At 65.6% G+C, this 20,870-nt stretch carries 16 protein-coding genes, 3 tRNA genes and 3 pseudogenes; 17 read left to right on the forward strand and 5 right to left on the reverse strand.

Annotated features, from left to right (window positions below):
* Nucleotides 1–41: 41 nt before the first annotated feature.
* On the forward strand, nucleotides 42–773 hold the full coding sequence (gene recO / locus ACPXYO_RS14930) for a DNA repair protein RecO (RefSeq protein WP_423922105.1): 732 nt from the start codon (nucleotides 42–44) through the stop codon (nucleotides 771–773).
* 7 nt (nucleotides 774–780) lie between these two features.
* Here recO and ACPXYO_RS14935 read toward each other — a convergent pair whose 3' ends face one another.
* A complete protein-coding gene (locus ACPXYO_RS14935; protein ID WP_423922108.1) occupies nucleotides 781–1,215 on the reverse strand; it encodes a hypothetical protein in 435 nt (144 codons plus the stop codon).
* 59 nt (nucleotides 1,216–1,274) lie between these two features.
* On the opposite strand from ACPXYO_RS14935, the gene ACPXYO_RS14940 reads away from it, so the two are divergent.
* Genes ACPXYO_RS14940 through ACPXYO_RS14950 form a run of 3 tightly spaced genes read left to right on the forward strand, consistent with a single transcriptional unit; the run spans nucleotide 1,275 to nucleotide 6,330 of the window.
* Nucleotides 1,275–2,627, forward strand: coding sequence for a glycine--tRNA ligase (locus tag ACPXYO_RS14940; RefSeq protein ID WP_423922111.1), 1,353 nt, complete (start codon nucleotides 1,275–1,277; stop codon nucleotides 2,625–2,627).
* Between the two features lie 22 nt (nucleotides 2,628–2,649).
* Nucleotides 2,650–4,176 (forward strand): putative PEP-binding protein, encoded by a 1,527-nt coding sequence (locus ACPXYO_RS14945; RefSeq protein WP_423922113.1) that lies wholly within the window; start codon nucleotides 2,650–2,652, stop codon nucleotides 4,174–4,176.
* Between the two features lie 45 nt (nucleotides 4,177–4,221).
* On the forward strand, nucleotides 4,222–6,330 hold the full coding sequence (locus ACPXYO_RS14950) for a DNA primase (protein ID WP_423922116.1): 2,109 nt from the start codon (nucleotides 4,222–4,224) through the stop codon (nucleotides 6,328–6,330).
* A 29-nt stretch (nucleotides 6,331–6,359) separates the two neighbouring features.
* Here the strand turns inward: ACPXYO_RS14950 and ACPXYO_RS14955 are convergent.
* Together ACPXYO_RS14955 and ACPXYO_RS14960 are read right to left on the reverse strand one after the other, a co-directional pair.
* A tRNA-Asn gene (locus ACPXYO_RS14955) sits at nucleotides 6,360–6,432 on the reverse strand.
* A gap of 71 nt (nucleotides 6,433–6,503) precedes the next feature.
* A tRNA-Ile gene (locus ACPXYO_RS14960) sits at nucleotides 6,504–6,576 on the reverse strand.
* A gap of 115 nt (nucleotides 6,577–6,691) precedes the next feature.
* Between ACPXYO_RS14960 and ACPXYO_RS14965 the strand changes: the two genes are divergently transcribed.
* The 7 genes and pseudogenes from ACPXYO_RS14965 to ACPXYO_RS14995 all read left to right on the forward strand — a co-directional run bounded on the left by ACPXYO_RS14965 (nucleotide 6,692) and on the right by ACPXYO_RS14995 (nucleotide 14,796).
* On the forward strand, nucleotides 6,692–8,716 hold the full coding sequence (locus ACPXYO_RS14965) for an ABC transporter substrate-binding protein (protein ID WP_423922119.1): 2,025 nt from the start codon (nucleotides 6,692–6,694) through the stop codon (nucleotides 8,714–8,716).
* 31 nt (nucleotides 8,717–8,747) lie between these two features.
* Nucleotides 8,748–9,890, forward strand: a complete 1,143-nt coding sequence (locus ACPXYO_RS14970) for an ABC transporter substrate-binding protein (protein ID WP_423922120.1) — start codon at nucleotides 8,748–8,750, stop codon at nucleotides 9,888–9,890.
* 54 nt (nucleotides 9,891–9,944) lie between these two features.
* Nucleotides 9,945–11,084: an ABC transporter permease gene (locus ACPXYO_RS14975; protein WP_423922123.1), complete on the forward strand. Its 1,140-nt coding sequence runs from the start codon at nucleotides 9,945–9,947 to the stop codon at nucleotides 11,082–11,084.
* Complete coding sequence (locus tag ACPXYO_RS14980) at nucleotides 11,077–11,907, forward strand: ABC transporter permease (RefSeq protein ID WP_423922125.1); 831 nt, start codon at nucleotides 11,077–11,079, stop codon at nucleotides 11,905–11,907. The genes ACPXYO_RS14975 and ACPXYO_RS14980 overlap by 8 nt, the downstream gene beginning before the upstream one ends.
* A 55-nt stretch (nucleotides 11,908–11,962) precedes the next feature.
* Nucleotides 11,963–12,358 (forward strand): annotated as a pseudogene (locus ACPXYO_RS14985) (ATP-binding cassette domain-containing protein); the annotation flags it as partial.
* Nucleotides 12,359–13,045: 687 nt separating this feature from the next.
* A pseudogene (locus ACPXYO_RS14990) lies at nucleotides 13,046–13,678 on the forward strand (oligopeptide/dipeptide ABC transporter ATP-binding protein); the annotation flags it as partial.
* Nucleotides 13,672–14,796, forward strand: a complete 1,125-nt coding sequence (locus ACPXYO_RS14995) for an ABC transporter ATP-binding protein (protein WP_423923879.1) — start codon at nucleotides 13,672–13,674, stop codon at nucleotides 14,794–14,796. The pseudogene ACPXYO_RS14990 and the gene ACPXYO_RS14995, both read left to right, overlap by 7 nt.
* 23 nt (nucleotides 14,797–14,819) lie before the next feature.
* Here the strand turns inward: ACPXYO_RS14995 and ACPXYO_RS15000 are convergent, their stop codons facing one another.
* On the reverse strand, nucleotides 14,820–15,389 hold the full coding sequence (locus ACPXYO_RS15000; RefSeq protein WP_423922128.1) for a hypothetical protein: 570 nt from the start codon (nucleotides 15,387–15,389) through the stop codon (nucleotides 14,820–14,822).
* Nucleotides 15,390–15,587: 198 nt separating this feature from the next.
* Here ACPXYO_RS15000 and ACPXYO_RS15005 point away from each other — a divergent pair, with 198 nt between their 5' ends.
* The 4 genes and pseudogenes from ACPXYO_RS15005 to ACPXYO_RS15020 all read left to right on the forward strand — a co-directional run.
* Nucleotides 15,588–16,322, forward strand: a complete 735-nt coding sequence (locus ACPXYO_RS15005; protein WP_423922131.1) for an inositol monophosphatase family protein — start codon at nucleotides 15,588–15,590, stop codon at nucleotides 16,320–16,322.
* Between the two features lie 54 nt (nucleotides 16,323–16,376).
* Nucleotides 16,377–16,450, forward strand: a tRNA-Val gene (locus ACPXYO_RS15010).
* Nucleotides 16,451–17,166: 716 nt separating this feature from the next.
* Complete coding sequence (locus ACPXYO_RS15015; RefSeq protein WP_423922134.1) at nucleotides 17,167–17,295, forward strand: hypothetical protein; 129 nt, start codon at nucleotides 17,167–17,169, stop codon at nucleotides 17,293–17,295.
* Nucleotides 17,296–17,307: 12 nt separating this feature from the next.
* A pseudogene (locus ACPXYO_RS15020) lies at nucleotides 17,308–17,643 on the forward strand (peroxiredoxin); the annotation flags it as partial.
* A gap of 41 nt (nucleotides 17,644–17,684) precedes the next feature.
* Here ACPXYO_RS15020 and ACPXYO_RS15025 read toward each other — a convergent pair.
* Entirely contained in the window at nucleotides 17,685–18,035 is a 351-nt protein-coding gene (locus tag ACPXYO_RS15025) for a thioesterase family protein (protein WP_423922136.1), read from the reverse strand.
* Between the two features lie 64 nt (nucleotides 18,036–18,099).
* On the opposite strand from ACPXYO_RS15025, the gene ACPXYO_RS15030 reads away from it, so the two are divergent.
* Together ACPXYO_RS15030 and ACPXYO_RS15035 are read left to right on the forward strand one after the other, a co-directional pair.
* Nucleotides 18,100–18,585: an FABP family protein gene (locus ACPXYO_RS15030; RefSeq protein WP_423922138.1), complete on the forward strand. Its 486-nt coding sequence runs from the start codon at nucleotides 18,100–18,102 to the stop codon at nucleotides 18,583–18,585.
* Nucleotides 18,586–18,683: 98 nt separating this feature from the next.
* Complete coding sequence (locus ACPXYO_RS15035; RefSeq protein WP_423922140.1) at nucleotides 18,684–20,813, forward strand: flavin-containing monooxygenase; 2,130 nt, start codon at nucleotides 18,684–18,686, stop codon at nucleotides 20,811–20,813.
* Nucleotides 20,814–20,870: the final 57 nt, after the last annotated feature.

Consider the following 20,870-nt stretch of genomic DNA (forward strand, 5'->3'; position numbering starts at 1 on the left):
CGCAGACGCCGCAGCAGCACTCAGCTGAGACAGCGAAGGGGATGTCCCCGCAGATGCAGTACCGGGACCGGGGAGTGGTGCTCCGCACCATCAAGCTCGGCGAGGCCGATCGGATCATCACGATCATCACCTCGGGGCACGGCAAGGTGCGCGCTGTGGCGAAGGGTGCTCGGCGAACCCGCAGCCGCCTTGCAGGGCATGTCGAGCCGCTGCGCCACGTCGACCTGCAGCTGTATCGGGGCCGGGGCGAACTCGACATCGTCACCGGCGCGGAAACGCTGGACCGGTGGCCCGGGCTTCGCGAGGATCTCGACCGGTTGGGCACCGCTATGACCCTCGCCGAGGCAGTGGACCAGTCAGTTCATGACCGGGGCGATGATCCGGTGCCGTACCAGATGCTGGTGGGGGCGCTCGGCCGCTTGGATCTTGCAAGTTCCGAGATGCTGCTGCCGGCATTCCTGCTGCGCCTGCTGGCCCACGAGGGCACGGCGCCGCTGCTCGACGAATGCGTCGTGGGAGGCGGTTGCGACGACGCGGCCATCGTCGCGTTCGACCCGGCGCAGGGCGGTGTCACATGCGAGACCCACCGGCGTGGGCGCCCCCTGGGAGCAGGGGCGCTCGGTTTGTTGCGGTCGATCATCGCCGGACAAGTGAACTCGGTGCTCGAAGCACCGCGCTCTGCTGATACCCAGGAAGCTGCAGCTGTCGTCACCAGCATGTGGGAGTACCACATGGACAGGCGCTTGCGAAGCGCTGACCTGCTTGGCCGATGACCCCGCGCTAGCGGAAGATGCGGTTGCCGCCTTGGGGGTTCTCGGCGCTCTGGTGGAGACGCTTGAAGCGCTTCTCGGCCCGAGTGTCCGCGGTGGTGCGCCACCACACCCGTCCACGCCAGGCCGCTCCGGCCAGCGCGAGCAGCGCTAGCACCACCTGTGTGCGGGCCAGCCCGCCGCACAGCGGATGCCCGCTCACCGGAGCGATGTACGGCCGGCCGGTCGTGCGGGCGGTGACGTGCGCGTCTGCCACGGCCTCGCGCACCTCATCGAGGTCCACGTCGGGCGGAGCCAGGCTCAGCGGCGGCATCGAGCACGTCCACTCGACTTCGCCTTCGCGGATGCCCTCGTACGGACCGCCGAATACGGGCATCGGCACGATCAACACCATCACGCCGAGGAATGCGCACAAGAAGACCACAGTCGTATCGCGCAGCCTCATGGCGTCGAGCCTAACGAGAGCCGTAACGCCCATGAGGCCCATCGGTACCCTTGCCGCCCGTGACCCAGACCGCACACACCGATCCTGATCCTGGGCCAGCTCCCGATCCTGCGCTGTTCGACAAGATCGTCAACCTCGCCAAGCGCCGGGGCATCGTCTTCGGCTCGGCGGAGATCTACGGCGGATTCCGCAGCGCCTACGACTACGGCCCGATCGGCGCCCAGCTGCTGCGCAACGTCAAGGACGCGTGGTGGCGTTCGATGGTGCAGTTGCGCACCGATGTCGTGGGTCTCGACGCTTCGATCCTGGGGCCCCCTGCGGTGTGGGAGGCCTCGGGCCACCTGACGAACTTCACGGATCCCCTGGTCGACTGCACGAGCTGCAAGACCCGCCACCGCGAAGACCAGCTGGCCGATCCGCACCAGTGCCCCAACTGCGGCGAGCGCGACACCTTCACCGAGGCGCGTGCCTTCAATCTGATGTTCCGCACCCAGGCGGGGCCAGTCGAAGGTGCGGGCACCGAGGTGTATCTGCGGCCCGAGACGGCCCAAGGCATGTTCGTGAACTTCAAGAACATCCTCGAGACCAGCCGCAAACGGCCCCCGTTCGGCATCGCGCAGGTCGGGAAGTCGTTCCGCAACGAGATCACGCCGGGCAACTTCGTGTTCCGCACCCGCGAGTTCGAGCAGATGGAATTGGAGTTCTTTGTCCCGCCCGCAGACGCGCCGCAGTGGTACGAGTACTGGCTGTCCGAGCGCCTCGGCTGGTACTTGGACTTGGGAGTACCGGCCAGCCACCTGCGCCTGCGCGCCCATGATGCCGATGAGCTGAGCCACTACTCGAGCGGCACCAGCGACGTCGAATACCTGTTCCCGTGGGGCTGGGGCGAACTGGAGGGCGTGGCAAACCGCGGCGACTACGACCTGCGCCAGCACGCTGAGCACTCAGGCCAGAAGCTGGAGTACTTCGACCAGGCCAGTAGCGAGCGCTACATCCCGCATGTCATCGAGCCCGCAGCCGGGGCGACACGCGCGCTCATGGCCTTCCTGCTGGCCGCCTACCGGGAAGAGACCGTCAACGACGACCTGCGAACGGTGCTGGGGCTGCACCCGCGACTGGCGCCGTACAAGGTGGCGGTTCTGCCGCTGTCGCGCAAGGAGCCGCTGACGGCTCTGGCGGCCGACGTGCTTGGGCTCTGCCAGCCGCATTGGATGTGCGACTACGACGAGACGCAGGCCATCGGCCGTCGCTACCGCCGCCAGGACGAGATCGGCACCCCGCTGTGCGTGACGGTGGATTTCGAATCGATCGAGGACCGGTGCGTCACGGTGCGAGACCGGGACACGATGGCGCAGGACCGGCTGCCGATCGCATCGCTAGTAGACCATCTGGCAAGCCGCTTGGATCTCTGATCACCCGCGGCCGGGAGGTCCCATGACTGCGGCCGGCAAGGCAGTGACAGGCCTCAGCACTCAGCAGAGACAGGCGGTGGCAGACCTCGGCGTCGCCGAGTTGTCCGAGGCCCTGCACCCGTCGTTCGAGAGCGATACGGGCACGCTGCTGACGACAGGCCTCGCCGCGTCGCCGGGCGCGGCATCGGGACTCGTCGCCGTCGGCTCGCAGGCAGCGCTGGATCTCGCATCTGGGGACAGCGCGGTGATCTTGGTTGCAACCGAGACGACACCGGCTGACGTCGCAGCGATGGGCCTTTCAGTCGGGATCTTGACCGCTCGCGGGGGTCTCGCGAGCCACGCGGCGGTTGTTGCCCGCGGTTGGGGAATCCCCGCGGTATGCGACGCACGCGACATCACCGTGGAAGCTGACAGCTTCGTCGTCGGCGATCGTCGCATCACGAACGGCACACCGATCTCGATCGACGGCTCGACGGGCGAAGTGGTGCTCGGCGACCGGGAGGTGAAACCGGTCCGCCCCCAAGCGGTATTGCCGCCCGATGTCGATGAGATCCTGCGCTGGGCAGATGCCGTCATTGCGGGCCGAGTCACGGTGCTGGCGAATGCCGATACTGCGGTCGACGCAGAAGTAGCACGGAAACTTGGCGCCCGTGGTATCGGGCTGTGTCGTACCGAGCACATGTTTCTCGAACCCGGCCGGTTGGACATCGTCCAGCGAGTCATCCTCGATGGCGGTGACGCTCACATCGACGTACTGGCCGCATCGCAGCGGGCAGACTTTGTCGAACTGCTGGCGGCAATGGACGGCCTGCCGGTCACCGTGCGGTTGCTCGACGCACCGATGCACGAGTTCTTGGCAGGCGCAGATCCCCGCACGGCCGCCGAATGGCACGAGCACAACCCGATGCTGGGTGTACGCGGTGTGCGCTTGGGACTGCTGCGTCCAGAGCTGTATGACGCGCAGGTCCGGGCGCTTGCCGGCGCGGTCGCCGATCGGCGAGCAGCCGGTGGCGATCCCCGCGTCGAAATCATGGTGCCGCTCGTCTCGACGGCTGGTGAGCTAATCGCAGCGGTTCGGGCACTGCGCGCAACATGGGAAGGCGAACGGGTCGGTCCCGTGCCTCCGATCGGGACCATGATCGAGACCCCCCGAGCGTGCCTGATCGCGGGACAGCTGGCGCCTGAAGCGGAGTTCGTCAGCTTTGGCACCAACGACCTCACCCAGTTGACGTTCGGCTTCAGCCGGGACGACACAGCGACCCAAGTCATTGCGCCGTACCTCTCCGATGGATTGCTGGAGGCCGATCCGTTTGCATCCCTTGATCGCCCTGGAGTGGGAGAATTGCTTGTCGGGGCGCTGCTGAGCGGGCGTGCAGCCAATCCGCGATTGCGCGCGGGCATTTGCGGTGAACACGGCGGTGACCCCGACAGCATCGAATTCGCGGTGCAGGCGGGATTGGACTACGTGTCCTGCTCGCCCTACCGAGTGCCCATCGCACGACTGGCCTGCGCTCAAGCGCTGCTGGGCATTCGAGATCCAGGGCGGTAACCGGGGCCACTCGGACGCCGGCGAATCGTTAGCGTCGCAGTGAAGATGAGCATCCGTGACTCCGATGTCCAGCGTGTGCGAGAGGCCACGGACATCGTCGCGCTCATCGCCCGCCGAGTGAGCTTGAAGCGGGTCGGCGGCCGCCACGTCGGGCTGTGCCCGTTCCACACCGAGAAGACACCGTCGTTCAGTGTCGATCCGTCACAGGGCTTCTATCACTGCTTCGGCTGCAAGGCCTCCGGCGACGCCATCACGTTCCTGCGCGAGACCGAGCAACTGGACTTCACCGACGCGGTGGAGCAGCTGGCAGCAGCGGCGAATATCACGCTCACCTACGACGCTCCCGGCGCGCAGAGCGCCAACCAGCGTCGCAAGGAACTCATGGAGCTGCTCGAGGTTGCTGCCCGCTTCTACCACGAGCGACTGCTGAGCGATCACGACGCCGGCCCGGCCCGTGCGTACCTGCGCCGCCGCGGCTACGACCGGGACACGGTGGTGAAGTGGCGTCTGGGATACGCCCCGCCGCTGTGGGATGCGTTGTGCCAGCACCTCGGCGTACCAGCGGCTCTGCTGGCCGCGGCCGGCCTTGCGTACGCGGATTCGCGGCGCCCCTCAGGCGCACGGCGTGACGGTGGCACCTCCGGCCAAGACAGCGATGCGCCAAACGATGACGCTGAGATCGCGGGTCGGGCATCGGACTTCTTCCGGGACCGCATCATGTTCCCCATCTGCGACGCCAGCGGGCGAGTGGTGAGCTTTGCCGGCCGCGTCTTGCCCAGGCCCGATGAAGCCCCGTCGAAGGGTCCGAAGTACAAGAACACAGCGGGCACTGCGGTGTATGACAAGAGCAAGGTCCTCTACGGGCTGCATCTGGCAAAGCACGCAGCGCGTACTGCGGACCGGATTGTGGTGTGCGAGGGCTACACCGATGTCATCGGGTGCGACCAGGCGGGCATCTCCGAAGCGGTGGCCACCTGCGGCACTGCGCTCACCCAGCAGCACGCGGAGCTGCTGTCGCGCTCGTCCAAGCGGATCGTGCTGGCCTTCGACGCCGACGCAGCGGGGCAGACCGCAACCGAACGGGTGCATCAGTGGGAGCGCACCTACGCACTCGACGTCTTCGTGGCGGCGCTGCCGCCGGGGTCCGATCCCGGCGATCTGGCCGAGACCAGCCCTCCAGCGCTGCGCCGGGCGTTGGAAGAGGCCCAGCCGCTGCATTCATTCAGGGCAGAGCGCATCCTGCACAGGGCCGAACTCGACAGCCCGGCCGGCCGTGACCGAGCGGCCGATGAGGCCGCCGAGGTATTGGCCGTGTACCCCGCCGACGTCTTGAACGACAAGGACCTTGAACCGGTCGCACGTCGAATACCGATGGCAGTAGCGGACCTGCGCCGCCGCGTTGACGCGGCTCGTGATCGGCTGACTCAGCGCCCGGCGTCCTCCGCTCCCGATCCCGACGACGCCCCTTTACCGCCTGAGCGTGACGACGGCTACTACGACCACGAGTACGAGCGGGGCTTTGACCCGACGGGTCGCACGGATCGTGGGCCCGCAGAAACCCGCCTGAGTCGGCGTGTTCAGGTGCAGATCGAGAGGTCAAGCAGACAGCGGGCGAGGCGGGAGCGCCTGCTGTTGGAAGCCGCAATGGCTCCAGAGGGTGATGCCGTCTCCCTCATCACTCCTGAGCTCTTTGTCAGCAACACAGCCTTGGAGGCGTTCTCGCACATCGCTTCCGACGCGGACTGGCGTGACGACGAGGCGGTGCCCAGCGAAACTGACGTCGTGGGTGGGGCGTCAGGTTCACCCGGCGAAGATGTGCGGGATCTCTTGGCGGCGGCGGCTGCTGGTGGGGAGAAACTGTCGAGCGAGGAGGCACTGGGGCGGGTAGCGATTGAGTTGCGGCACTTCGTCAGTGAGACGGTTCGTCGAATCAGCGAAGGCGCCGATATTCCCTTCACGACACTGAACGTCGACGCGTCTCAAGCCGAGCGCTACCACTTCCGACGCAGTTGGCTGCGCTGGCTCAGTGAGCGTGAAGTCGAGCTACGCGACGTCAAGCAGCAAGTCGGTGCCGCGTCGGCGGTCGCGAGCTGGATCCAGGGCGGCATCGAAGCTGTGAAACCTGGACCCGTCGCGTCGGCCTCACATGAATAGAGCCCGTGTTCATTGATGGAGTGATCGTGCTCCGGGGGTGGGGCTCGAACCCACGACAAACGGATTAACAGTCCGCTGCTCTGCCAGCTGAGCTACCCCGGACCGAACGGGTCGATTCCTTCCCGAACGTGCGGCGCAACGATACTGAGTCGGCTGGGCACGCCGACGGCAGGTGGGCCGGGTGGGGATCGAACCCACGACCCAGCGATTATGAGTCGCCTGCTCTGACCACTGAGCTACCGGCCCGGCAGCACCGTACCGGGCCGAAGCGCCGATCTGGGGATAGGTCAGTGGCTCGCTCAGGGGCTAGTAGTTTGCGCGCAGAGCGCCACCGCGGCGCCGTGGGGGAGGAATGTCCACGATGCATACAGGGGAAGCGCGGCGCGACGCCGGAAATCTCACGAGTGAGCGACGCAAGTCTCTTCCCCGGCGGCCGCTCGGCTGGCGGATCGGGGTCATCGTTGCGGCATTCGCGCTGATCGCAGTTGCATGCGGCGGCGGCGATGACGAAACAGGTGAAGGCCCGAGCGAGCAGCCCGAGACAACCGAAGCCGTTGAGGCTGCGCCCGAGACCACCCCCGATGAGACGCAAGAAGAGGTAGTGGAAGCCCGTGAGGCTGGCGAGGCCACCGGCGAAGACATTCGCGAGACAGAGAGCGGTCCCATCTACGGCGGCAGGCTCGTGTACGGCATCGAGGCCGATACGGCCAATCCGTTCGTGCACTACGCATCGTCGTGCGCGATCAGCTGCCGCATGATCTTCCGCTCCATCACCGACTCGCTGTATGTCACCGACAGCGACGGCGAGATCGTGCCGTACCTCGTGGAATCCGAGACGCACAGCGACGACTACATGGTGTGGACTATGACGCTCCGCGACGGCATCAAGTTCCATGACGGGACGCCGCTGACGGGCGAGGCCGTGGCCTACAACATCAATCTGTGCCGCCTGAGCCAGCTGACGGGGCCGGCGTTCCTGGGCATTGCCGACGTCACCGGCGAGGGCCAGACGGTCACGGTCACCGCCAGTCCCGGACAGCCGCTCGCAGCCGGCCTCGGCCCCGCAGGGCGGGCCGAAACGTGCGGCCAGATGTTCAGCCAGGCGTGGTTGCACACACTGCCGAACAACCCGCTGTACGTGTCACCGGCATCGCCGCTGCCCCAGGAGATGCGCGAAGCGTTGCGAGAAGAAGCCACCGGCGATCCCTCCGCCCCGGTCGGGCTGGGCGCCTTCAAGTTCGTGAGCTACACGCCCGGCAACGGCAACAGCTTCCTCGCCGAGCGCAATCCGGATTACTGGCGAGGCGAAAACGGCATCACCGGTGAGAACCTGCCGTACCTGGACGAGATCGAGTTCGTGGTGGCCGTGGACATCCAGGGTCGCTCGAATGGCCTCAAAGCCGGACAGTTCGACATCATCCACACGGCCAACGCCGATGAGATCTCCAAGTACGAAGGCGAGGACTTCGTGCTGCTGCAGGCCAACGACTACGGAGAAACCAGCCACAACCTCATCAACGTCGCCGCGGGGGTGAATCCGGTGCTGGCGTTTGTGCGTGGTGCCGCTGAGCCGATCGCGATGGATCCCTTGGGGCTTAACTTGACCAATCCGCTGGTGCACCTGAGCTGCCGCAAGGCGCTCGCCCACGCATTTGACGGTGACCGCTTCGCCAACGAGCGCCACCAAGGCTTGGTGCAGGTGGCCAATGGACCGTTCCCGCCAGGCAGCGTCGGTTACCTCGAAGACTCTGGCTATCCGTCCTACGACCCTGAGGCCGCTGCTTCGGAATTTGAGCAGTGCAAGACCGACAGCGATCAGAATCCGGTGGCGTTCTCGTTCAACACCACCAACGACGCGTTCAACGTCGAATCGAACGAACTCGTCGTGTCGATGTGGACGGACGCCTTCGGCGACGAGCTGGCCGTGTCGATCCAGCCCATCGAGCAGGGCCAGTACATCAACCTGGCGCTGGCTGGTGTGTTCCAGATGCAGGGTTGGCGCAACCACGGCGGCGTGGACCCCAGCGAGCAGTGGTACTGGTGGCATTCTGCAACGGCGAGCCCGGTCGATCCTTCCGTGCCCGAGTTGGCGCTGAACTTCGGGCGCTTCCAGGATCCCGCAATCGACGGCGCGTACCAGGTCATCCGTCACAACCCAGACCCAGCTGCCCGGCAGGCTGCTGCCGAGGAGGTCAACCGGGCCTTCGGACGCAATGTCTGGAACCTGTGGACCTACTGGACACTGTGGGGCATCATCGCCAACCCGCGGGTGCAGAACATCACAGACCTGCCCATTCCCGACAACGCAGAGAATTCCTTCCCGGTGATCTCTGGTAAGCACCATCTGACGCAGATCTGGTGCACAGAGGGCAATTGCCAAGGCTGAGCTCCCACCAGGACGGCACGGGAGACGGCAATTGGCACGGGCGCGGTCTGTAGCAGCTGCAGCGGGGTTCGCGCCGATTGCCGTTGCCTGCGGTGGGAGCGACGGTTCCACTGACGAACGCACAGGCCCAGATTCCGAAACCGAGTCCACGGCCGCTCCGGCGCCGGCCACCGATGATCCCGCCCAGGATGCGGTTGTAGCGGCGCGTGAAGCGGGCGAGGCCACGGGCCAGGACACCCGCGAGGTCCAGACGGGGCCCGCCCATGGAGGCAGGGCCGAGACCTGTGGTTTCATGTTCTCGATGGCGTGGCTGGAGACATTGCCGAACAACCCGTTCTATGTGTCGCCGTCTTCGCCCTTGACCAACGAGGAGAAGGCAGCGGCCCGCGCAAACGCCACCGGCGACCCCTCCGCACCGGTGGGGCTGGGCCCCTTCAAGTTCGTGAGCTACACGCCGGGCAACGGCAACAGCTTGCTCGCCGAGCGCAACCCCGACTACTGGCGAGGTCCCAACGGCATCACCGGGGAGGAGCTGCCGTATCTGGACGAGATCGAGTTCGTGGTGGCTGTGGACATCCAGGACCGCTCGAATGGGCTGAAGGCGGGACAGTTCGACATGATCCACACGTCGAATGCGGATGAGGTCTCGAAGTACGAGGGCGACTCGGACTTCGTGACGTTGCAGGCCAACGACTACGGCGAGACCAATTACAGCCTCATCAACGTGGCCTCCGGCGTGAACCCGGTGCTCGCGTTCCTGCGGGGCACCGACGCGCCGATCCCGATGGACCCGCTGGGGCTCAACGCCACCAATGATGGGTTCAACGTCGAGTCAAACGAACTCATGGTGTCGATGTGGACGGACGTCTTCGGCGACGAACTGGCCTTCGGACGGTTCCAAGACCCTGAGATCGACGCTGCATTCCAGGAAATCCGCCACAACCCAGACCCTGCTGCCCGGCAGGCTGCTGCCGAGGAGGTCAACCGGGCGTTCGGGCGCAATGTCTGGAACCTGTGGTCGCACTGGACGCTGTGGGGCATCATCGCCAACCCGCGGGTGCAGAACATCACCGACCTGTCAATTCCCGGGAACGTCGAGGGTTCTTTCCCGGTGATTTCCGGCAAGCACCACTTGACGCAGATCTGGTGCACCGACGGCGACTGTCAGGGTTGAGCATGACTCTGAGCGTTGCCTGGGCCAACGGAGTGAGCCGATGAAGCTGGTCGGATGAAGCAGTTCGTCCGCGACCAACTCGGGCGCATCGTCGGCATCGCATTGATCGCCACGGTTGCGTGGGCGTGGTTCTTCCGGCCCCCGTTCAGCTGGACGTTCGGTGTGCTTGTGGCAATCGGCACGACCGGCGCGGTGATCGCCGACGGGCGCTACGCACTCCGTCGGATCGCGAGCGTGATACCGATCCTGGTCGGGGTCTCATTCGTGGTGTTCGCGCTCATGGCGAGCCTGCCCGGCGATCCGGCGATCAACATCTTGGGGCCCGCCGCGACGCCCGACCAGATCGAGATCGTCCGTACCGAGTTGGGCTTGGACGAGCCCTTCTTCAGCCGGTACGGCAACTGGCTCGGCGGTGTGCTGCTCGGCGACTTGGGGAGCTCGATCGTGCTGCGCGAGGACATCGCTGACGGCATCTCACGATCCATGACACCGACGTTGCAGCTGATGGCCTACTCGGTGGTCATCTCGCTCGCAGTGGCGCTGCCGCTCGGCGTATGGGCGGGGTACCGACAGGGCTCAGCCTCGGATCGTGCGATCAACAACGTGATGCTGGGATTCCTGGCCACGCCGAATTACGTGCTCGCGGTATTGCTCGTGCTGTTCTTGGCAATCGGCGGGCTGAGCGTCGCTGGCAATCAGTTCGGATTCCACGCATTGCCCGCCGCGCGCTACGTGCCCCTGGGCGACAACGTCGTGCTGCACTTCAAGCACTTGCTGCTGCCATCGTTGTCGCTCGCGATGGGGCAGGCCGCGGTGTTCATGCGGTTGCTGCGCTCAGACATGATCGGCACGCTGCGTCTGCCGTTCATCGATCTGGCCCGAAGCAAGGGGCTGCCGACCAGGCGGATCTTGTGGCGGCATGCACTGCGGCCGTCGAGCTTCACCCTGCTGACCGTGGTCGGGCTGACGATGGGCCTGCTGATTGGCGGCGCACTGATCGTCGAGTTCATCTTCACGCTCCCGGGCGTGGGCGCTTACATCTTCCTGGGCGTGACGCAGCGCGACTTCATCGCTGTGCAGGGCGGGGTACTGGTGATCTCGACGCTGTACATCATCGTGCTCACCATGTCCGACTTCCTCTACTTGGCGCTCGATCCGCGGCTGCGTGGCAGGGAGGTCGGCGCCCGTGCATAAACGGCTCGGATTCTTCTTCTGGCTGGCCGTGGTCTACCTGGTCGTGCTTGGGCTCGCCGCCATGTTTGCCGATGTCCTGCCCATCAAGGATCCCACCCAGACGTTTGCCGGCACGTCCAAGAACGGTCCCAGCCTGTCGTACTGGTTTGGCAACGACGGTGTGGGCCGCGACGTGTTCAGCCGGGTGATCTACGGGGCGCAGGTGAGCTTGGTGATCTCGACGGTCGGCACCCTGCTGGCGCTGGCGATCGGCGGTCTCTTAGGCATGGTCTCGGGGTACTACGGCGGGCGAGTCGACCGCTGGCTGACCGCCACGCTGAATGCGTCCCTCGTGATCCCGCCACTGATCCTGTTCCTGGCGTTGATCCTGTTCTTGGACTCCGAGGCCCGGCGCCGCATCTTCATTTTGATCTTCACGTTCGTGCTGCTGGCGATCGCCCCGATCGCCCGGGTGGTGCGCGCTGCCACTCTGTCGTGGGCCGGGCAGGACTTCGTGCTCGCAGCCCGAACGCTCGGGGCTCGAGACGGCAGGGTTCTGTTCCGCGAGGTGCTGCCGAATGTGGCGCCATCGCTCGTCAGCTACTCGCTGATCATCATGGCTGGGCTCATCGTGGTGGAGGGGTCCGCGGCATTTCTGGGCCTGAGTGTCCCGCCGCCCACGCCGACGTGGGGCGACATGATCAACAAAGGCAGGACGAACCTCGACGTCGCTGCGCACATCAGCTTGATGCCCGCGATCACCATGTTCGTGACCGTGCTGGCGCTGAACTTCGTGGGCGACAAGCTGCAGCAGTACCTCGAGCCGCGGGAGTCGGTGCTGTGACTCACAGCACTCGTCGACACGGTCTTGTGATGGTTCCCGCTGGGGGAGTTCGGTAGTGGCAGGCAGCGGCAACGCCCACTTGCGTTCCGGTGCGATCCTGAGTGCGCGGGATATGTTCGTGGAGTTCCCAGCAGCGGGCGGCCGCACGGTCCACGCAGTGTCGGGCGTGTCGCTCGACCTGCTCGAAGGCGAGACATTGGGGCTCGTCGGCGAGTCTGGCTGCGGCAAGAGCACGACGGGACGGGCGATTCTGCAGCTGCCGCGGCCCAATTCGGGTTCAGTGCAGCTCACTGGCCGAGAGCTGACTGCTCTTGACGACGAAGCGATGCGGCAGGTGCGGCCGCGGCTGCAAATGATCTACCAAGACCCGATCTCCTCGCTGAATCCACGGCGCACGGTGCGCGACATCGTGGCCGAGCCGTTGTTCATCGCATGGGACAACGCGACGAAGCGAACTGCCATGGCATTGTGGCAGGAGCGCATCGGCGGCCTGCTGCAGAGCCTGTTGCGGCGTGCCGCGACACTGCTGCGCATTGTGGGCCTGGCGTTGTGTGTGGCGTTTGTGCTGTGGATCGTGTCCGAGGCCGTCGAGGAGCGGGCCGCGGAGGGATTACTGGGTTGGACGCAGGTTCCCGCTGCGGTCATCGGCTTCCCGGCACTGGCTGTAGCGCTTCTGATGGCTGCGGTCACTCTCGTGCTGGGCGTGACGTGGGTGATGCTCGCGCTGATGCTGCCCTTCAGCCTGATGTCCCGCCAATTCGGGGAAGTGTCGGCGGCCGTCGGCCTTGCCGGGGTGTTCGTCACCACAGCTGCCAGCGCCTTCTTGGCCTGGCGCACGTGGTCGAGCTTCGGAGGCTGGGCGCAGTGGCTCAACTCGGGTGGGCTGAGCCTGTTCACCGCAGTGCTCATCGTGTGGCTGGTGGCGTCGCTCGCGAAGCCCGAACGGGCAGGCGCCAGCGCCGTGGCTACAACGCTAAGCGCCATGGTGGTACTGCAGGTGTTCTACATCGCAGGTCTCGACGACACGGCGAAGCTGGTTGTCTTGGTCGTCTCCGGTGCCGTGGACTGGTTTCTGTTCTGGTGGGTGCTGCGCCGCTACCGGGCCAACCGTCAGGTCCTGTGGGAGCGCGCCGAACCGCGGGTGCGCGAGGTGCTGACCTATGTCGGGATCAACCCCGAGGATGCCCTGGATCGCCGCCCGTGGGAGTTCTCCGGCGGTCAGGCGCAGCGGCTCTCCATCGCCCGAGCGCTCGTCAGCGTGCCGCAGGTGATTATCTGCGATGAACCGGTGTCCTCGCTGGACGTCTCGGTGCAGGCTCAGATCCTGAACCTGCTCGAGGACCTCAAGAACCTCATGGGTCTGACGCTGGTGTTCATCGCACACGACCTGGCAGTCGTCAAGAACGTGAGCGATCGGGTGGCCGTGATGTATCTCGGCAAGCTGTGCGAGGTCAGCGAACCCGATGCGATGTTCGAGGCGCCGGCCCACCCGTACACCGAGCTGCTGCTGGCGGCGATCCCGCATCCCGACCCTGAGGCGGATCTTGGCGCCGGTCGCATCGGTGGGGAGTTGCCGTCGCCGATGGCGCCCCCGTCGGGCTGCCGTTTCCGCACCCGCTGCCCCCTGGCAACGCAGCGCTGCGCCGCCGAGGAGCCCGAGATGCGAGAGATCGCCCCTGGGCGATTCGTCGCCTGCCACACGCCGCTGTTCGGCGAACACGCGCCGCCGGTGCGGGTCCAGATGAGCTCGGCTCGCCAGGGGGCATCGTGAGTGACCATGCGTCGCTGAGTGCGCCAACGCTCCTTGAGGTAGCGGACCTGCGGACCACCTTTGACACCGTTGCGGGCCCGCTGGTGGCTGTGGACGGCGTCGACTGGTCGCTGCGCGAGGGCGCCCGACTTGGTGTGGTGGGGGAGTCAGGTTCGGGCAAGTCGGTCATGTCGCGCTCGATAATGCGGCTGCTGCCGAAGTCGAAGGTGATCTCGACAGGGACGGTCACCTTCGACGGGATCGACATGATGTCGCTGAGTCGCCGCCAGCTGCTCGACATGTGGGGCCCGCAGCTGGCGATGGTGTTCCAAGATCCGCTGGGCTCGCTGAATCCGGTGATGAAGATCGGCCGGCAGGTGGGCGAGGGCCTGCGAGTGCATCGCGACTTCTCGGCGCGTGCTGCACGCAGCGCCGCGCTCGAGCTGCTCGATGAGGTGGGCATTCCCGAGCCCCAGCGCCGGATCGACGAGTACCCGCACCAGCTCTCAGGCGGCATGCGCCAGCGCATCGTGATCGCTATCGCGCTGGCGTGCAGTCCCCGGCTGCTCATTGCCGACGAGCCCACGACTGCGCTCGACGTGACGGTGCAGGCGCAGATCCTGGACCTGCTGGAGACCCAGCGGGCTGAGCGTGACATGTCGCTGGTGCTCATCACTCACGACTTGGGGATCGTGGCGGGCCGAACCGACGAGGTCGTCGTGATGTATGCGGGCCGGATCGTGGAACGCGCTCCCACCACGACGCTGTTCCGGAACATGAAGATGCCCTATACCGAAGCGCTGTTCCGGTCGATCCCCAAGGTCACCGACGACAGCCACGCCCGCTTGGAGATCATCGGCGGTCAGCCGCCCGAGATGACCCGCTTGGGACCGGGCTGCAAATTCGCACCTCGCTGCAAGTACGCGCAGGATCTGTGTGTCGCTGAGGAGCCGGCCTTGATTGCGGTGCCAACGGTTCCCGACCCAGACGCCCGCGAACTCGACGACGCTGCGGCCGACAACGGCCACGTGTACCGCTGCTTTTATCCGGTCGGCTCTCCAGAGGCCGCCGAGGCGCTCGAGCGCAACATCTCTTCAGGCCGCGTCAGCGAGACCGGCGTCGTCATCCAAACCGGCTGAGCGCACCAGAAGCTGGACCGCTCTCACGCGGAAACCTCGTCGTACCAGTCGTTCGCGTGGTGCAGCAGGTAGTCGCAGATCTTGGCGCACAGGTCGAACGGCTCACACATGTCGTCCTCGCCTTGCAGCAGTGCTTGGAGCGACAATTCTCTGCGAGCCACGATCATGAGCGTCCGCTTGGTCGGGTCGGTCACCGATGTCAGGGAATCGATTGCGGATACCTCTACGGGCAGGGCCGTGCCTCCCAGACCCGCCAGATCGGTGGCCAGCACGAGCATGTCCGGGCTGTGATCGAGTGGCGGGAGCGCCCAGGTGAAGAGCAGCGGCAACCAGAACTCATCCGGCGGAAGATCGTCTTCGGGCATCGCCCACAGGACCTCTTCGAACGACAGGAGCGTGCGCGGGTCGGCCTCCAGTGTGAGGTGCAAATCGAGCGGACCGCCGCACGCTTCGGCCGGATGCAAGTCCACCTCCCAGGTCTGGCGCAGGCTGTAGGTCTCGATGAATTGCCGCTCGTCGTGAATGTGGAAGCCGTGCGCGTGCGCATGGTCCTTCAGGCTTGCCACGTAGCCGGTGACGTCGATCGCTGCCATCGGGACACTCCCCACGTGGCGCTGGGACAATGCGCGGAGGCTATAGCCCCGCACGGTCCGGCTCGACAGAGTTGCGCGAACCGATCTGGAGCGGCCACGGCTGACCACTACCCTCCGCTCGATGCCGTCCGGAATTCCACTCGCCCGGAGCTGCCAGAACCGTGTCTGCTGGCGGTGTGATGCGTGCAGGGGATCGCAATGACGGCCGCAGGCGACGACTGGCTGGGCCTGCTGCGACGAACTGCAGACTCGGTTGAGGCGGCGCTCGCCGGATTCGACCGTTGGCAAGACGGCGGCGACCGACCCGATCAGTACGCGCTTGATCAGGTTGCCGACGCTGCAGCGCTGGACGTGCTCGACGCGGCAGGCGTGGCCGTGCTCAGCGAGGAATCAGGCCTGCACCGTGGAGCCGGCAGCGAGACCGTCATCGTGGATCCTGTCGATGGCTCCACCAATGCCTCACGGCGCATCCCGCACTACTGCATCAGCCTCTGCGTCGTCGACGGCGAAACGCCGGTGGCAGCTCTCGTACGCCACTTGGTCTCAGGTGAGGAGTTCACGGCGAGCGCAGGCGGGGGCGCCAACCTCGACGGGCGACCCATCTCGCCGAGCGGCTGCGATCACGGCGCACGCGCAGTGATCGGTGTCTCGGGACGCCCCGGCCCCGAACTGCCGGTGTGGCAGGTACGTGTCCTCGGCTCAGCAGCGTTGGACCTTTGTGCCGTGGCCTGCGGGCGTCTCGATGCGTACATCGATCTCAACTCCAATCACGGTGTGTGGGATTACGCCGCCGGCGTGCTGATCTGTGCCGAGGCGGGGGCATGGACCGGCGAAGCGGAGGGCAGGGAGCTGTTCCATCTCGAGCACAGCCGACGCCTCGGGCCCGTCGCCGCGAGCACCCCCCAACTGGCGGCCAGGCTCGTCGGCCATTGATTCGATGGCTGCCGCCGTCGAGACCGGCGCTAGCCTGCGAAGCCCGGCGTCGCGGGGCGCTTAGCTCAGTTGGCGAGAGCACCTCCCTTACAAGGAGGGGGTCGCAGGTTCGAGTCCTGCAGCGCCCACGCTCGACAGGCGCATTGACGGGATCCCGCGGGGCACTGTCTCAATAAATGCTGCTCAATAGATGCCGGGAACGATCCGGTACTTGACCTGTGCCTGATACTCCGCCCATTGAAGAACTGCATCTCCTGGGCACGCCCGAACCACCACGCCAGGAAGCGGTTCTTGACCTCTCCTTCGGGCTGGCTGAACACAGCGATGATCGTCGTGATGATCGTCAGCACTGTTCCGCCGGCCACGGCGTACAGGGATGACCGGTAGAACCAGTCACGCGGCATGCCCGTGAGTTCGAACCACCACAGCACTTGAGCCACGACGAACACCAGCAGTCCGTTGAGTCGGTAGTTGCGGGGTTCGCCGGTCTCGCGATGGATGACGTAGCCGGGAACGTGCCGTCCGGGCATGACCATCTGCAGCACGAAGAACGCTGCGAAGACGATGAGCGGGGTCCCGAACCCCAGAACCGCTTCGGTTGCGGTCAGTTAGACCAGGTAATCAATACCGTGCCAATCAAACATGACCGATTACCCCCTCCGCCACAGACATGGCTGTCCGCGAGTATTGCCGCGCTCAGCGTGCTCTGGAGGGACTCGCCGTCTTGCTCGGCGATGTGGGACGCACCACGCTGGGGAGGACCGGCGCTGGACCCTCGCACTACGGTACGTGTCGGCCTACGGGCGGCGTGTTCGGTCGCCAACACAGGGAGATGAGTCAGCCGATGAAACTCGACACCGGAGACAAGTTCCCCGATATCACCCTGCGGGATCTCGATGACAGCGACGTCACCATCCCCGAAGTGTTCGGCGACGGCTGGGGCATCGTGCTCATGTACCGGGGCCACTGGTGACCGTACTGTCGTCAACAGTTGGTTGACTTCAACGGCGCCGCATCACTTCTGAAGGTCCTGGACGCCAAGGTTGTGGCGCTGTCCGTCGATGACAAGGACACCACCGCGCGCCTCGCAGACAATCTCCAGTTGGGTCCCGTCCGGATGCTGCACAGCGCCGACCCAGCAGAGGTGTCGTCGGCGACTGGTGCCTTCATCGAATCCGAGCGGGGCATTTTGCACGCCACTGGGTTCATCCTTGCTCCAAGGGGCAAAGTCGCCCAGGCGTGCTACTCCACTGGTCCGATTGGCCGCATCACGGCCATTGACACCCTGCGAATCCTTCGTTTCGTTCAGCGCGCCAAGTAGCGAGGGACGGCGGTTACCCGCCCCGTGTTGATCTTCGGCGGTTACCCGCCGAAGATGAACCGCTGGTGGGTGCCTTGGGAGATCAGCGTGTCGCCGTGGGAAACCTTGATGTCGAAGACGAGGCGGCGGCGGTCGATCTCGCTGATCTCGCCTGAAACCACGACGTCCTCGCCTGAGGCCACGGCTGCCTCGTGGCTCACACAGATGTGGATGCCCACGGTCGTGCGACCCTCGCCGAGATGCGGCTGGACGCCGAAGAGGCAGGTTCCCTCGATGAGCCGGACCATGTCGGGCGTGGACAGCACCTTGTTGGGCAGGTGCGGCGGGGACATTTCGTCGGTCACACGGTGTGTGTCGCTGACGCTGAATCCGACCTCGATGGCTGCGCTCATGGCGGCAGACCTTAGAGCGTGCACTGCGCCTCAGTGTCGGGACCATCCCCACTAGCTTGCGGAGATGACTGAGTTGCATCTGCAGTGCGAACCGCTCGCCCCCTTGCTGGGTACTTGGCAGGGCACCGGCGTTGGCCACTACCCGACGATCGACGACTTCACGTATGTGGAGGAATTGGTGTTCAGCCACGTCGGCAAGCCGTTCGTGTCGATGATCCAGCGCACCCGCAACCGCGTCACGGGCGAGCCGTTGCACTCCGAGGCGGGTTACCTGCGAGCCCTGCCCGACGGGCAACTGGAGTTCACGATTGCCCAACCGTCGGGCGTCACCGAAATCCATCTCGGCACCGTGCGCACCAGTGACAGCGGCCTCGTGATCGAACTGTCGAGTGAACAGGTCGGCCTCACACCGACCGCCAAAGAAGTGACCTCGGTGCGGCGCGAGCTGACCGTCAACAGCACCACGTTGATCTCCGAGCTGTGGATGGCCGCCGTGGGCTACACCGAACTCGTCCATCACCTGCGAGGCGAACTCACCAGGCAGGACTGACCGAACCCGAGAGTTCCGAACGCACACCGGCGCAACCCGCTTCACCGGATTCGGCGACCCGCCACGCCCTACGCTGGCTCTACGGCGGAGGGGGAGTGATGTCACAGGTGTCCCAGGCCAGTGCGACAAACGGGGCGCATGCGTCCGATTACGGAGCGCCGACGGCCGCTGGCCGACCCGATGTGGACGACGAGACGCTCGCGGCAGCAGTGGCCGTTGCGAACATCCCGACGCTGCTGATGCTGCTGGTTCAGATGACGGGCGAACTGCACTGGCTCGAGGACCCGTACCGCCCCAAGCGCCAGCCCGGCCTCGGCGACAACGACACAGGCGGCTTGACGCCCGAGCAGCAGCAGGAAGTGCGCGAGGCGGCGTTCGAGGCGATGAGTGTCTGGCGCGACGGCCGCCCCATGGCGATCCCGGAGCCCGACGACGACCTGATCGTGCGGATGCTGGGCACGGCAATGGGAGAGCACGTCCCCGACGAGTACGGCGCATTCACTGCAGCCCAGCTCGGCCTCGCCAAGTTCCTGGACCACGATCCGATCAACGTTCCGCCCGGCTTCAAGGTGCTGGTGATCGGGGCCGGTGCGTCGGGGCTGTGCGCGGCGATCAACCTGCAGCAGGCCGGCGTGCCCTATGAAGTGGTCGAGCGCAACGGCACGGTCGGCGGGGTGTGGTGGGAGAACCGCTACCCGGGGGCCGGCGTGGACACGCCGAACCACCTGTACTCGTACTCGTTCGCCCCGCACGACTGGAAGATGTACTTCTGTCTGCGCGACGAGCTGCACGGCTACCTCGAGAAGGTCGCCGATGAATTCGATGTGCGCCGCAGCATTCGTTTCAACACCTCGGTCGAGAGCATCAGCTATGACGCCGAGCGCCAGGTCTGGCGCGCCGAGGTGCGCCATGTAGCGGACAACGAGGGGCGCTGGGAAACCGGCAGTCTGGGCTTGAGCGCTACGCCCGATGAAACAGGCCTGCGCCGGCGGGATGACGGTGCGGCCACGGCGCCCGGTGCGAACGGGCACGCTCAGGGCGTCGACGGACCCACGGAGATCATCGAAGCCAACGTCGTTATCAGCGCCGCTGGCATCTTCAACCCGCCGATCCGCCCCAACATCGATGGCCTCGAGACCTGGAACGGCGAGACCTGGCATACGGCGCGCTGGCCCGCCGATGCCGATGTCAGCGGCAAGCGTGTGGCGATCGTGGGCAACGGGGCGAGCTGCATGCAGACCGGCCCCGAGATCCAGCACGACGTGGAGTCACTCACGATCTACCAGCGATCGAACCACTGGGCGGCGCCGTTCGACCAGTTCCGCAAGGAAGTCCCCGATGCAATGCGGGTGCTGTTCGAAGCGGTGCCGCTGTACCGGGCGTGGTACCGGGTGCGATTGGGTTGGACATTCAATGACCGCATCCACTCGGCCTTGCAAACCGATCCCGACTGGGATCACCCTGAGCGATCGCTCAATGCCCAGAACGATGCGCACCGCAAGTACTTCACGCGCTACGTCGTCGACGAGCTCGGCGACCGCGCCGATGAACTGCTCGACAAGGTGCTGCCCACCTACCCGCCGTTCGGCAAGCGGATGCTGATGGACAACGGCTGGTACCGGATGCTGCGCAACCCCAAGGTCGAGCTGGTCGACGATGCCGTTGCCGAGATTTCGGGCCAAACCATCCGTACCTCGGACGGCTCTGAGCGCGAGGCAGATGTGTTGGTGCTGGCAACCGGCTTCGACGTGTTGCGGTTCATCACTACCTATGAGGCAGTGGGCCGCTCAGGGAGAACGCTGCGCGAATCGTGGGGTGACGACGACGCGAGTGCCTATCTCGGCACGGCGACGCCCGACTTCCCGAACTTCTTCACCCTCTATGGGCCGAACCTGCAGCCGGGCCACGGCGGGAGCCTCATCTTCGTTGTGGAGATGCAGGTTCGCTACATCATGGACATGATCGGCAAGATGTGTGCGGCTGGCCTCGGAGCGGTAGAGGTGCGCCCCGAGGTGCATACCGATTACCGCAATCGCGTCGACGAGGCGCACGGGAACATGGTCTGGATGCACCCCGGCATGACCAGCTACTACCGAAACGAGTCGGGCCGTATCGTCGTGAACTCGCCGTGGCGCAACGTCGACTACTTCGACATGACCAAGGAAGTAAACCTCGACGAATACGTCTGTGAGCCACGGGTGGCCAACCGAGAGCTGGTCGCAGACTGACCGAATCTCGCTGAGGGCTATCTCGCTGAGGGCTATCTCGCTGAGGGCTATCTCGCT

Source organism: Candidatus Poriferisodalis sp. (assembly GCF_965237655.1).
Taxonomy (GTDB): domain Bacteria; phylum Actinomycetota; class Acidimicrobiia; order Acidimicrobiales; family Poriferisodalaceae; genus Poriferisodalis.